The 13,964-nt window shown below is 34.7% G+C and carries 10 protein-coding genes; 3 read left to right on the top strand and 7 right to left on the bottom strand.

What is annotated here, in order from left to right:
* Positions 1–54 precede the first annotated feature (54 nt).
* Positions 55–2,148: a S9 family peptidase gene (locus ACFINW_RS02010; RefSeq protein WP_375620669.1), complete on the bottom strand. Its 2,094-nt coding sequence runs from the start codon at positions 2,146–2,148 to the stop codon at positions 55–57.
* Positions 2,149–3,003: 855 nt separating this feature from the next.
* Between ACFINW_RS02010 and ACFINW_RS02005 the strand changes: the two genes are divergently transcribed.
* Positions 3,004–3,441 (top strand): MucR family transcriptional regulator, encoded by a 438-nt coding sequence (locus tag ACFINW_RS02005; protein WP_012754848.1) that lies wholly within the window; start codon positions 3,004–3,006, stop codon positions 3,439–3,441.
* A 98-nt stretch (positions 3,442–3,539) separates the two neighbouring features.
* Here the strand turns inward: ACFINW_RS02005 and ACFINW_RS02000 are convergent, their stop codons facing one another.
* The gene (locus ACFINW_RS02000) at positions 3,540–3,950 is read right to left on the bottom strand and encodes a SufE family protein (RefSeq protein WP_375611146.1); all 411 of its coding nucleotides are present in this window, start codon (positions 3,948–3,950) and stop codon (positions 3,540–3,542) included.
* A gap of 108 nt (positions 3,951–4,058) precedes the next feature.
* The gene (locus ACFINW_RS01995; RefSeq protein WP_375620668.1) at positions 4,059–4,433 is read right to left on the bottom strand and encodes a DUF5330 domain-containing protein; all 375 of its coding nucleotides are present in this window, start codon (positions 4,431–4,433) and stop codon (positions 4,059–4,061) included.
* Between the two features lie 1,050 nt (positions 4,434–5,483).
* Here ACFINW_RS01995 and ACFINW_RS01990 point away from each other — a divergent pair.
* Complete coding sequence (locus ACFINW_RS01990; RefSeq protein WP_375673717.1) at positions 5,484–6,317, top strand: peptidoglycan-binding domain-containing protein; 834 nt, start codon at positions 5,484–5,486, stop codon at positions 6,315–6,317.
* Positions 6,318–7,223: 906 nt separating this feature from the next.
* Here the strand turns inward: ACFINW_RS01990 and ACFINW_RS01985 are convergent.
* The 4 genes from ACFINW_RS01985 to ACFINW_RS01970 all read right to left on the bottom strand — a co-directional run bounded on the left by ACFINW_RS01985 (position 7,224) and on the right by ACFINW_RS01970 (position 12,148).
* On the bottom strand, positions 7,224–7,364 hold the full coding sequence (locus ACFINW_RS01985) for a hypothetical protein (protein ID WP_375673715.1): 141 nt from the start codon (positions 7,362–7,364) through the stop codon (positions 7,224–7,226).
* 703 nt (positions 7,365–8,067) lie between these two features.
* The gene (gene ppdK / locus ACFINW_RS01980) at positions 8,068–10,734 is read right to left on the bottom strand and encodes a pyruvate, phosphate dikinase (protein ID WP_375629487.1); all 2,667 of its coding nucleotides are present in this window, start codon (positions 10,732–10,734) and stop codon (positions 8,068–8,070) included.
* Positions 10,735–10,908: 174 nt separating this feature from the next.
* Entirely contained in the window at positions 10,909–11,565 is a 657-nt protein-coding gene (locus tag ACFINW_RS01975; protein ID WP_375620665.1) for a DsbA family protein, read from the bottom strand.
* 82 nt (positions 11,566–11,647) lie between these two features.
* Complete coding sequence (locus ACFINW_RS01970; protein ID WP_375611142.1) at positions 11,648–12,148, bottom strand: DUF721 domain-containing protein; 501 nt, start codon at positions 12,146–12,148, stop codon at positions 11,648–11,650.
* A gap of 203 nt (positions 12,149–12,351) precedes the next feature.
* On the opposite strand from ACFINW_RS01970, the gene mutY reads away from it, so the two are divergent.
* On the top strand, positions 12,352–13,410 hold the full coding sequence (mutY, locus tag ACFINW_RS01965; RefSeq protein ID WP_375620664.1) for an A/G-specific adenine glycosylase: 1,059 nt from the start codon (positions 12,352–12,354) through the stop codon (positions 13,408–13,410).
* Positions 13,411–13,964 lie beyond the last annotated feature (554 nt).

The raw sequence follows: 13,964 nt of genomic DNA, 5'->3' as shown, positions 1-13,964 counted from the left end.
AAGTCTCTATAATCCAATAAATTATCGGAGACTTTCATACAGAGATATTATGGATTAGCAAAAGTCTTTTCCTGCTATCTTTAGAATATATGCATAGATATAGGCAACTTCTTCTAGCTTTGAAAAACGTCCAGCTGCACCAGCGTGCCCTGAATCCATATTAATACGTAATAAAACTGCATTATCGTCTGTTTTTAGGTCTCGTAATTTTGCCACCCATTTTGCAGGCTCCCAGTAAGTTACACGAGGATCTGTTAATCCTGCCATCACAAGTATAGGGGGATAGTTTTGAGCTTTGACATTATCGTAAGGGGAATAGGAAGCAATAAGCTTATAATCTTCTTCTGATTCAAGAGGATTCCCCCATTCGGCCCATTCTGGAGGTGTGAGTGGCAATGAAGCATCTAACATTGTCGCTAAAACATCAACAAAAGGCACATTCGCTACGATCCCAGCAAAATCCTGTGGAGCTATATTGGCAATAGCTCCCATCAACATCCCCCCTGCTGAACCACCATGAGCAATCAGCCGGTCGTGAGAAGTAAATTTATTGTTTACAAGATAACGCCCACAAGCAATAAAATCTGTAAATGTATTGTGCTTAAAGAGATGTTTTCCTTTCTCATACCATTCTACTCCCTTTTCTTTTCCTCCGCGAATATGAGCAATGGCATAAATAAAACCTCTGTTCACTAGAGAAAGTACATTACTATTGAAACTGGCAGGAATAGAAATCCCATAAGCACCATAGCCGTAAAGCAGACAAGGCGCACCACCATCAAGGGGAGTGTTTTTGTGGTAAAAAAGTGAAATAGGAATCTTCTCACCATCGTCTGCTATTGCTGTAATACGTCGTGTTACATATGCATCTTTATTATGCCCAGAGGGAATTATTTGCGTTTTTAAAAGCATTCGTTTACAATTTTTCATCTCATAATCAAACACTTGATCAGGTGTTGTCATAGACGAATAGGAAAAACGAATAGTTGGACTGTTATATTCAGCAACTCCTTGCAGACCTAAAGAATAAGCCTCTTCAGTAAAAGCGATGGAATTAACTTGTTTAGTGGTACGTTCCATTACTTTTATACGTGGAAGCCCCTCAAAACGTTCGATCCAGACAAGAAAATCTTGATAAGCATCGTGGGATAATATTAGGCACCCAAGCTGATGTGGGATAAACTCAGACCAATTTTCTGATTGTGGAGATGTATATGGCGCTACCATAATTTTGAAATCTTTTGCATTATCTAAATTGGTTAGAATATAAAAGACATCACCACCCTCTGTAAGTGAATATTCAATACCTTTTTGTCGTTTCCGTACACATTGGGGAACAGTAAAAGGCGCCTCAGCAGGAATTAACCAGATCTCGGATGTTTCATGATCATGAATATTAATATAAATAACATCATTAAGCTTAGAACCGCTTACATCTAAGAAAAAACCTGGATTGTCTTCACGAAAAATAAGCTTATCTTGTGATTGATCTGTGTTTAATTGGTGATAATAGAGCTCTGAAGGTCGGTGGTTTTTATCCATCTTAGTATAGAAAAAACCTTCAGACCTAGCATCCCATACAATTTGACCAGATGTATCAGTAATTGTGTCCGTACAGTCAGACAATGTCTCAAAATTACGAATTTTAGCTGTATAGAACTCTGATCCTTTGTCATCATAGGTCCATACCACATGTGTATGGTCAGGAGATTCTTGAACTGAACCAAATTTAAAATATTCTTTGCCTTCTGCCAAGACATCACCATTAAGGTACACGTTTTTTTCTCCGCCATTCCTTGGTGTCCGAAAATAATGTGGTTGTTGGCCTCCGGTAACATAAGAGAATCCGTAAGCAAAAGGACCATGTTTTATAGGAACAGAACTATCATTCTCTTGGATCCTGTTTTTCATTTCGGTAAAAAGCAAATCTCGTAATGGTTTTGTATCAGCCATTTGAGCTGATTGATAAGCATTTTCTTTTTCAAGATAATGTCGAATATTGGGATCAAGACAGTTAGGATCTTTAAAAACATCTTGCCAGTTAGACGCACGTAGCCAATGATAGGGATCATCACGAAAAATACCATGATATATTTCCTTATGAGTGATTCTAGATGCTTTGGGAGGAATTGCAAAAGTGCGAGTCATACACAATCCTATATTAAAATATGTTAATAGCTTCGTTTATATGTTAGAATCACAATGATTGATGCAAGTGTAAAAATCTATAAGTTCTATTCACTTGCAAAAATAGCACCATGATAATTTTTAAAACTAATACCTTTCTGTTCATTACATATCACAGCTATTGTTTTCTAGGGATATAACACCACTTTTATAATGAAAGTGACTGGTAAAACAATTAAACTATTAGAAAAAGAATTGATTTTTTTTGAAACAGTATAATCGCATAATTTTACAGAGAGGAATAAATATATCTAAAATATTATTATTACTGTATAAAAAATAAAAATATCCTATCTCCTTTTAATGAGTAGTTTTATATTAAAAGTAATACTATTATGTCATTTTTATAATATATCATGTTTTTTATTATTAAATTTTATAAATATAAACAATAAAAACAAATTTAAAACTTATTAAAAATAAACTTACTAAAATATAATTATTCAAAATAAAATATAATAATTTATATATTATATTTTTATAATTAGTAATTTTATTTTTACGTTCTCAAAAAAAATAAATAAATTTTATCATATATTTTTTTATATTTGTGATGTATTATATATTATGTATGATATGTTATAGGCTAAAAATATATTTTAGCATGTAATAATTTCGTTTTTCTTATTGTATATTATGACAAAAAATGGGTATTTATTTGATTTTTTTGTGTTTTGGCAATTTTATAGAATAATTGAATTGACAAAAAAGATTTTTGTACAATATGAAACTCATGTGCATGAGATCTTTATATCATGAGTATATGCACTATATCTCGATTTTGAATTACTCAATTTTAAATTAAAGGAAACAAGAATGGAACATCGTGCAGTCTTAGAGACTGAAAGCAATTTAGTTATTACATTGGTTGCTGATATTGTTGCTGCCTACGTGAGTAATAATTCTATTCGACCGACTGAAGTGCCAAGTTTAATTGCTGATGTCCATGCTGCTTTTCGTAAAGCAGGGAATCTAGAGTTAACAGAAGTCGAAGTTGAAAAACAAAGGCCTGCCGTTAATCCGAAGCGTTCAGTATTTCCTGATTATCTCATTTGCCTTGAAGATGGAAAGAAGTTTAAATCTCTAAAGCGTCATCTCATGACACATTATGGAATGTTGCCAGAAGAATATCGTGAAAAATGGCAGTTAGATAGTTCTTATCCTATGGTGGCGCCTAATTATGCAAAAACACGATCGGCTTTGGCCAAAGAAATGGGGCTTGGACGCAAAAGCAAACGGAAAAAAACTAAATAATCTTATTTTGCAAAAAAATGGTTTCGTGTATAAAGTTGATTTTAGTATACATGTTTTGTGTGAAGCTTTTGTATATATAGCAATTTCTACCAAGGGGATTACATATAGCTTTCGTTACGAATCCGTTTAATCATTGATTTCAAACCATTTGATCGTTGTGGTGTAAGATTTTCATTTAAACCAAGTTTTTCAAAGAGCTCTTGAGCATCAGAATTGCGAATTTCAGAAGCTTTTTTGCCTGAATAAAAAGCAAGAAGTATGTAAATGAGTCCACGCACAATATGAGCATCGGAATCACCTTGAAACGTCAATATTGGATCTTTTGAGTTATTACGTGAAGATAAAAGCCACACTTGGCTAACACAACCAGGAACTTTGTGAGCATCATTTCGAGCGCTTTCTGGAAAAGGTGGCAATTCATAGCCAAGCTCGATGACATAACGATAACGATCTTCCCAATTATCCAAAAGCGAAAAGTTCTCTATAATATTACCGATTGTTTCCGCCATTATTTTAGTCCTGTTTCGTTTGAATAATCATTCTTGAATACACTTATAAAAAATAAATATTTATTCTTCCTAACATAAATAACACGAAGAACGTTAAAAATCCTTATTTCAAGATAACATTGCATGGTTTTGTAAGAACTCTTGTATTTCGATTTTGTAAGAAACATTAGGGGAAGTCTCTGATATCATTTTTTTTCCTAATATGTTCCCTAAATATTCATAAGCAGCTCTTGCACCGTAATATGCGCGCTCGCCAAGTGAACTTAAAAAGGATTTTCCTAATTTGCAGGTTTTTATATTACGGTCACAAAATGCGCCTAAGTCATTTAAGGCTTCCTTAAAAGCAATAATCACATCGCTCGTTGTTGTCTCATTATTTTGGGGGCTAGAAGAATGGTTACTGCTTGGATCTGCTACAAAAAATGAAATAATGACAAAAATAAAAAATAAAAAAAATGATAATTTGATTAAAAAACGTATCATGGACAATCAATGTACCGCAGTGGTAAATACAATAAAAGGAGCATTTTATACACTGTTGCTTTATAAACAATTTATAAAATGTGTTTTTTATAAAATTGAGTATTCATGTATTGGATCTATATCATTGGCTTTTTTATAAATATGGCACAATTCCGCTGTATAAAATGGGATACATTGTCTATTCAGTAAAAAAATAACATCAAAATTATACACTTACAAGCTGATCATGTTAATGAACATACTATGATAAAAAATGAGAAAGATAATCATGTTGTGTACATAATTATTTTAAATAATAGTCCACCATCTTAGCTTAGTTGAAAAGGCTAAAAAGAGTAAACTCTGTTATTCTGACTCTAGTGTCGATAAAATATTTATATTATCTATAAAATTTTTACTGAAATGTTATGAAAATGGTCAACCTGTCGATAAAAACATCAAAAAACAATTGCATCTCTTATGATTACATCTCAAGCCAGTTTTTTCTATAACATTGTAAAGATCAATTTAATTAATACTTATGAAAATTATTTAATAGAAGGAATTTATACCAAAATATAATAATATTAAGAGATAATTATTATTACCAAACCGTTTATGGATAAGTAACCATCTATATGTAAATTATAAAGAATAGATAATGATTGTCATCTTTTTAGCGTTATAGGCAAATATTTTCAATTTTATTTTAAATAATAGGCAAACATATGCCCCAAAATGAAGAATAACGTGGCATTATTGTTTAGATAATTATATGTGATAATGTAGTTTGCAAACACCAAAATGATCTTGAATGCTAATCATTTGGTGCTCTCTTTATACACATTAAAGATTTGTATAAAATAAAATGAATAAACGTTGATAAGAACTCTTGTTGATTTATCAACTTATAAATTGATATAATGAAGCTGCTCATTCTAGGAGTTTGAAAGGAAAAATCAATAATGTCAATGCACTTCTCTCTGGCTGGAAGTAAAAACTGATTCATATTCGTTTCCTAATTTATATTTGTTTCTTTGTAAAAAATAAACGCAACTGAAAATAAAAGTAATGGCAACAAAACGAAAGACCTACCGAAAAAAAACTGTAAAACACCGTAAATACTATAGTAGTATTGTTATAACACTTCTTCTTATAATTTTTCATTTTATTCTTTGGAGTGCAAAAACTATTTATTTCTATACACGAAAAAATACTTTATTTTTTGTTGGATCTTTTCTTTTTAGCATTAGTTTTTTATTTATTTCATTTAATGCTTTATTTTCGCAAATGACAACGCATCAAAATATTTTAACTCAAATGAAATTTTCCTCTGTTCAAAGTATAGGTAAGAGCTCTACTTTATCGGAAAAAGAAGAAAAATCACAAGAACTCTCCCGTGTAACTTCTGTACATTCTCAAAGTCATAAGTACACAAATTCACCTTTACCCTCTCAATCAGCAAGCATGCTGGAAAAGCAAAAAGAACTAGCAAAATTAGGACTTTATGATGGACCATTAGATGGACTGGAAGGACCTAAAACACGCCGAGCCATCACTTTATGGAAACAGCAAACTGCTCAGAGAATGCAAAAGAATGTTCTATCTAATCCCGCAGCAGATGAAATCGCGATATTAATTAAGCAAAGCGAAATAGAAACAAACAATACAAAAAATATGACACACTTAAAAGAAGCTATTTTAGAGCCTTCTGTTGAAGATATTATACAAGTGCAAAAAGCTTTACATATTTTTGGGAATGAGGAGGTTATTGTCACAGGAATAGAAGATCAAAAGACGATAGAAGCCTTAAAACAGTTTCAAAAAATATTTGATCTTCCTGTAACAGGTAAAATTAATCACACAATTTTAATGAAAATGCGTGAAATTGGTTTATTAAATTGAAGCTAATCATAATAATCTCTTAATTTATAATGATAATTCATCTTTCGTTTGTTTAATGCTCCCCTCAAACATTCCTTCATCTCAAGCCCTCTTATTTTCAATCAATCAGAATGGTTTTCTTACACATTACATATTGAGCCGTATAATTTGCTTCAAAAAAACCACAACCAATTGCAGAAAAAAGAATATTGCAAAATAGCAAACGCGCTTGTTCTAGCATTTTTATTGCCTCCGATGATAAAAGGACACGAAATTTTTGTAGTATCACGTAAACCTTTCATATTATCGAACCACGAATTGTCCATATATTATCGTCAATTTGATCTTTATAAATATGATGCAAAGAATTTGTGCAAACACCTGTAAGGATAAGTAGACGTAAAGCTAATTGTGTTATGGTTGTTGTTTTGCAAAGTGTCTGATAAAAAACCGGCACTTCTCTCTAATCTATTGCTGGAAAGTTATGTGTTTTATGACATTGTCTTCTTAAGAGAGCGTGTGCGTTTAGTATTGTCTATAAATCAACATCCAAACTTACCGCAGCAGTATATTTGAAAAAAATGTTAAGACAGTTTAGTACTTCTCTCAGCTGTTATAGCTTTTATATGCCAAATGGAGGCAAGAATATTGCGCATCTCTGTTTGTATAATCTCTTAAAACAGGAAAACAGCCTAATTTGGGAAGAATATGAAATTTTAAGGTAAACACCATTTTTCATCTTTGCCATTTCCTTTTAATTCAGCTTTACGCCTTTCAAAGACATCTAAAGCAATATCTTTAAAATAACGGAAATTACCTATTGCCTCATGCTCTTACTTTATCACATGTCTTTTTGGTCTCACTCCCCCTCACCTAAAACAAAATGTCCCAAACGGAATATACTTGGATTGCCATTCACGGGTTTTCTTAAAAAACATCTCTAAAGCACCCAAAACCACTTTGCAACAACGCCCGTGAATAATAATAGCAGGCCCCCCCCACAACAACTGCGCGACAGCGCACATCATCTTTACGCTTGTGAAGAAGCAAGCCGGCACCATTACACACTGTACCTACCTTCAATTTGTGATAGCTCTCACTTGAGACGTTTCATAAGAGGCATATCCTTGCTTTATTTTTTTACCTACAGACGCTCATCCCGCCTGTAACATACAAAAAACATGGTTTTGATTGATTCATTATAAAAGAAGTCGAAATAAGAAGATCTTATGATATTTACAGCTTTCCTTCAATATGAGAAATAAAAAATTATCTTTATAAATCAATAGATTGTGTAACTTTGATATTCCTTTATAAATGTAAAGATGGGAGTGCATAATGGAGTTTATAAATTTTGGGAAGATTTTTATAAACTTATGGGGAGTTTTACATAATCCCCATTCCACGAATATCAATGTGAAATGGGGCATCACTGAGAAATGTCTATCTCAAACAGCATGATGCACAAAAAAATGCATTTGTTTGCAGCATTCTACTTTGCGTGAGGAGCTCATTCCCCTATAAAAAAGCAAACGCGTAAATTGACTGCACAATAACACGTTTCTCTCTATCAAGAGGTTCGCCAATAAAAAGTGCATTAATAATACATCTTTGTCTATCCTGTGCTTTATATTTTCTCTCATAAACCTCTAACGCGTAACACAACTTATCGTGCATTTTAGAAGCATTTTTATTCCCTTTATTAAAGAAAATAAAAGAATATATAAAAATTTATTTCAGTAATAACGATACAACAAAAAATATTAACCCATTACATCCTTTTTGCTATTGCGGCCTGAGCTGCTGCTAAACGAGCAATTGGCACTCGAAAAGGAGAACACGAAACATAATCTAGGTTATTTTCTTCGCATAAAGCAATAGAGGCAGGATCGCCTCCATGTTCACCGCAAATTCCCAATTTTATTTTTGCACGCTTTGAGCGTCCACGCTGTGCAGCAATGGTAATAAGTTCCCCTACTCCATCACGGTCAATAGACACAAAAGGATCTTGCTCTAAAAGACCTTTTTGAAAATAGGTTGCCAAAAAAGGAGCTGCATCATCACGGGAAATCCCAAAAGTAGTTTGTGTCAAATCGTTTGTTCCAAATGAAAAAAATTCAGCAGTTTCAGCAATTTCATCTGCTCGAAGCGCCGCTCTTGGAAGTTCAATCATCGTCCCAACCATATATTGAATAGTGCTTCCCTTTTCTTTCATCACTTCCTCAGCAACCTGATCAATACGCGCTTTCACAAAATCGAGTTCAGATTTAAGCGCAACCAGTGGCACCATAATTTCAAGCATAACAGGAGATCCAGATTTTTGGGCAGCTTCTGCTGCTGCTTCAAAAATCGCCCGCGCTTGCATTTCTGCAATTTCAGGATAAGTAATAGCTAAACGGCATCCTCGTAATCCAAGCATAGGATTAAATTCGTGCAACTGCTGAGTGCGTTCAGCAAGCACTTCAGCAGAAACCCCCATAGCTGTTGCAACATCAAGAATTTCTGCTTTCGTTTTAGGCAAAAATTCATGTAATGGTGGATCTAGCAAGCGGATAGTAACAGGTAAACCACACATAATTTCAAATAATTCACTAAAATCTGAACGCTGCATTGGCAAAAGCTTATCTAGTGCTTTACGACGACCACTTTCATCATGACTTAAAATCATTTCACGCATGGCAACGATACGTTCATCAGAAAAAAACATATGCTCCGTACGGCAAAGACCTATACCTTCAGCCCCAAAAGAGCGCCCCATACGGGCATCAGATGGTGTATCAGCATTAGCGCGAACTCTTATACGTCGCATCCCATCAGCCCATTCCATTAATTTTGCAAAGTCTCCGCAAAGCTGAGGCTGCAACATTGCAACTTTCCCTTTGAAAATTTCTCCACTTCCACCATCAATTGTGATAACATCACCTTTTTTTAGGCTTTCTCCTGAGGCAAACAACGTATTTGTGTTATAATCAATCCGCACACTGCCAGCACCAGAAATACATGGTTTTCCCATCCCCCGCGCAACAACAGCAGCGTGACTTGTCATACCGCCACGCGTTGTTAAAATTCCTTCTGCAGCATGCATACCATGAATATCTTCTGGGCTTGTTTCTACCCGGACCAAAATAACTTTGCGACCTTCCGCCGACACAGTTTCTGCCTCTTCTGAAGTAAAAACAATTTCACCAGTTGCGGCTCCAGGAGAAGCAGGTAAACCACGTCCTATAACAAAACGTTCTGCTTTGGGATCAAGTGTTGGATGCAAAAGTTGGTCAAGCGACTTTGCATCAATACGCATCACAGCCTCTTTACGGTTTATTAACCCCTCCTCAACCATTTCAATTGCCATCTTGAGAGCCGCACGAGCCGTGCGTTTTCCTGAACGAGTCTGAAGCATCCATAATTTACCTTTTTCAATGGTAAATTCGAGATCTTGCATATCCCGATAATGCTGCTCAAGATTCTGCGCAATCTGACATAATTTCAAAAAAGCCTCAGGCATAATTTTTTCTAACGACGGTCTATTTGAACCAGCAACAATACGCGCATTTTCTGTAATATTTTGAGGTGTTCGAATGCCCGCCACAACATCTTCCCCTTGCGCATTAACTAAAAACTCACCATAAAGTTCTTTTTTCCCTGTCGATGGATTGCGTGTAAAAGCAACGCCCGTTGCCGAATCTTCTCCCATGTTACCAAAAACCATAGCTTGCACATTAACTGCCGTTCCCCAACTTTCAGGAATGCTATGTAAACGGCGATAAGTAACTGCACGTGCTGTCATCCAACTTGAAAAAACGGCTCCAATCGCCCCCCATAACTGTTGTTCAGGATCTTGTGGAAAAGGGGTTCCTAATTTTTCTTCAACATAGGCTTTATAAGAAATAATAACATTCTTCCAATCATCTGCTGTCATTTCTGTATCAATAGTGTAACCATTGCATGCTTTTACTTCATCAAGAATCTCTTCAAAATACGAATGGTCTAGCCCCAAAACAACGTTAGAATACATTTGGATAAAACGCCGATAACTATCATAAGCAAAACGTTCATTATTGGCTTGTAAAGCAATTGCTTTTACAGTTTTATCATTCATGCCAAGGTTCAGCACTGTATCCATCATCCCTGGCATAGAAGCCCTAGCCCCTGAACGAACAGACAGCAAAAGTGGTCTTTGTTCATTCCCAAATTCACGTCCTGTTTGTTCAGCAACGTATCTTAGTGCTTGCTTAACAGATTCCTGTAGCTCTTCTGGATATGATTTGTCATGGGCATAATAAAAATTACAAACTTCTGTTGTCAGCGTAAATCCGGGTGGTACGGGCAAACCAAGATTACTCATTTCTGCCAAATTAGCCCCTTTACCTCCGAGAAGGTTACGCTCACTTGCACTTCCTTCTGCCTTTCCATCTCCAAAACTATAAACCCATTTTTTCACTGTACAAATCCTCCCATATCAGCTTCAAAACATCATTCAACCCAGGCTCACTTAAAAGCAATGATTTGATTCAAATTTGGCTCAACGATATCGCTTCATAAATGCATAATATTAATCCTTCCAAAAGAGATAATGACCAAAAGTATCACTATCCATCTTCTGGAAGATTAAGATTCAGTTTTTTAGAAAACTATCAATCACCGCAAAAAATTCTTCTACTTTCATGGCACCTTCATATTTACTACCATTAATAAAGAAAGTAGGTGTTGCTGTGACACCAAGCTCTTTACCGCGTTCAAAAGATGCATTTACTTCATCTAAAATGGACTGATTTTTCAAACACGCAGTAAAACTTTCATCTGTAAAACCAGCCATTAAGCCAATTTTCTTCAATGGTGTTAGAGCATTTTTTCCGAAAGCCCATTCATTTTGTTTTTGAAATAAAACTTCTATCAAAGGAAAATAGCGATCTTCCGGTGCACACCGTGCCAACATAAAACCTGCTGTTGCCCGAGGATCAAAAGCATATTCTCGGAAAATAAGTTTTACTTTTCCTGTTTTGATATATTTTTTACGAATTTGGGGAAGTATATCATTATAAAAATGCGCACAATGGGTACATGTCAACGAAGCATACTCAACAATGACGACTGGTGCATCCGCCTCTCCCTCAAAGCGATCCTTTACTTTACCCGATTGGAGAAGCTCTGCCATATCAACAGTTGCCACTGATTTGGGATCACGCGCTAAAGCAACTGTTACACTGTTTTGTACAATCGTTATGAAGAGAAAAATTATCCCGAAAGATAAAAAAGAACGATATTTTACCATAAATAATACTTTTCTGTTGTTATTAACGAATAGGAATCCAATGCTTTCTCATATATTAAAGAAAAATATATAAAATATCTTTCTATTTATTATTTTTTTCCAAAAAAATGCAACAGCCAAGTTGGTAAAGTGCTTGGTGCAAACTTTTATCTTCAATTCCTTCAAGCATTTTTTCCACGTATTTTTTGTCTTGTTCACTCAAAGGCGGTTTTAGAGGCAAGTGATTCATAAAAACCGACATACTCCTTTGCTCAATCTTGATGCGATCAATAGCAATATAGCCAAAAAATCCGTTAATTCTATGAAGTAATTCCTCTGTTTCATGCATCAATTTTAACGCAGCAAATCCTTCACATGCGACAACAAGTGTTGCTGGCTGAAAAACTTCATCTTGATCTGCACGACGTTTCCAAATAATTTTAAGCGGCATTGTATGTTCACTGATATCATAGCCTGCAATCTGTGGCCAATGTTCTATAAGCGCTACATTAAGCCCTGTCCGTTTGCGTAAAACTGGATCAAGTATTTTGTATACCGCCTCAGAAAGAGAATAAAAGATACGTTTTTTAAGTTGTTTTCTCATTTTTAGATCATTGTTCAAGCGCTTACTAAATTAAAATCATTTGTTTCATCTAAAAATTGTTGCCTCCTCAATTTATGAAATATCAACAAAATAAAAAGCCTTTTCTCACCAGAGCCTTGACAATAAAAAAGCAAAAAACATGAATTACAAAATAAATAATTTTTTCTTTTGCATTTTATATCTCCCTATGCTTGAAAGCAATCATGTATGAAATTTCTTCGCACCTCCTTGCTTGGTACGATCAAAATCACAGACATCTTCCATGGCGGATTACCCCCGAAAAGCAAAAACAAGGTATCCGTCCTGATCCTTATCAAGTTTGGCTTTCTGAAATCATGCTTCAACAAACAACCGTTGAAACAGTTAAGCCTTATTTTAAAAAGTTTCTAAAACTATGGCCTGATCTTTCCTCTTTAGCAAAAGCCTCCCAAGATGATATCATGAAAGCATGGGCTGGACTTGGTTATTATTCACGCGCACGTAATCTTAAAAAATGTGCGCGACAGCTTGTTGAAAACTACGCGGGACAATTTCCACAATCTGTAAAAGAATTGCGAACTCTAGCCGGTATTGGAGATTATACTGCCGCAGCCATTGCTGCGATTGCTTTTAACCACCCTGTAGCAGTGGTTGATGGTAATGTCGAACGTGTGGTAGCGCGACTTTTTGCTATCACTTCAATACTGCAAAAAGCAAAAGTTGAAATTAAAGAAAAAACACAAAAAATTACTGCTTTAAATCGTCCTGGTGACTTTGCTCAAGCAATGATGGATTTGGGAGCAACAATTTGTACTCCACGCAAACCATCTTGTTATACCTGCCCTCTTCAATGTTTATGCAAAGCAGAAAAGATGCAACAACCGGAGTCTTTTCCAGTTAAAGCCCCTAAAAAAGAACGCCCTTCAAAAACAGGTATTGCTTTTGTGGTCCTTAATAAAAAGAAACAAATTTATTTGGAAAAACGACAGACGCAAAAGCTCCTTGGTGGAATGACCCAAATTCCTAACAATATTGGCATAAACAACGAAAATGGGCTACAAAACGCACCCTTTACTGCCAATTGGCAATTCAAAGGACAAATTACGCATGTTTTTACTCACTTTTCTCTAAAACTTGATGTTTACTATACCGAAGATGTTCATGAAATGAATTGTGAAAATGGTTGGTGGTGTAACATTCAACATCTTGCCGAAGAAGCATTACCTACTGTTATGAAAAAAGCCATTTCCGTAGCACTTCCCAATTCTTTTAGATTTAAATAACCTTCCCTATTCATAAAAATGTTTTCTAATGGAGACTTTTGTATCTCTAGCGATCATTTACTAATCTGTAAAAGAAAAATTTTAAAAAATGAAATAACCAATTTTTTCTACAGACAAAAATTAAGGAGGGATAGAAACGCTTAGAAGCTTTAGATTTAAATTTCAGGATCTATCCTTTTTTCGCTTATGACGGAGCAAGTTAGCACCATCGTTATATTTACCAGCCCCCTCAACATCCCTTGGTACGTGAAACGGATTATAAGAGGTACTTTTAGTTCTTTCGTTAACAATTTTTATTCACACGCCAACCCCGTTTATGACATGCAAGAAAGTAATTTTCATCGATTCAATATGGAACAAATTTGAAATAAGAAAACTTGACGATATTCCGAGGGCAATTCGATATGAGTTGCGCTAAATTATATTTATAATCAATATATTATATTGCACTTTACAGATGTACGTATTCAAAAAAGCACTTAATTTTGAACTTCTGAATGAACCTTTTAATTCTGATATTTCATTTTTATAAGCTTATATTGAAATTTTACTGT

This window comes from Bartonella sp. AA18HLJMS, assembly GCF_042197245.1.
Lineage (GTDB): Bacteria > Pseudomonadota > Alphaproteobacteria > Rhizobiales > Rhizobiaceae > Bartonella.
The sequence above is the reverse complement of the archived record's forward strand: the minus strand, read 5'-3'. Positions and strand labels throughout refer to the sequence as shown.

Coding starts and splice junctions, on each gene's coding strand:
- ACFINW_RS02010 (WP_375620669.1), bottom strand. CDS start 2,148: ATGACTCGCACTTTTGCAATTCCTCCCAAAGCATCTAGAATCACTCAT.
- ACFINW_RS02005 (WP_012754848.1), top strand. CDS start 3,004: ATGGAACATCGTGCAGTCTTAGAGACTGAAAGCAATTTAGTTATTACA.
- ACFINW_RS02000 (WP_375611146.1), bottom strand. CDS start 3,950: ATGGCGGAAACAATCGGTAATATTATAGAGAACTTTTCGCTTTTGGAT.
- ACFINW_RS01995 (WP_375620668.1), bottom strand. CDS start 4,433: ATGATACGTTTTTTAATCAAATTATCATTTTTTTTATTTTTTATTTTT.
- ACFINW_RS01990 (WP_375673717.1), top strand. CDS start 5,484: ATGGCAACAAAACGAAAGACCTACCGAAAAAAAACTGTAAAACACCGT.
- ACFINW_RS01975 (WP_375620665.1), bottom strand. CDS start 11,565: ATGGTAAAATATCGTTCTTTTTTATCTTTCGGGATAATTTTTCTCTTC.
- ACFINW_RS01970 (WP_375611142.1), bottom strand. CDS start 12,148: ATGAGAAAACAACTTAAAAAACGTATCTTTTATTCTCTTTCTGAGGCG.
- mutY (WP_375620664.1), top strand. CDS start 12,352: ATGTATGAAATTTCTTCGCACCTCCTTGCTTGGTACGATCAAAATCAC.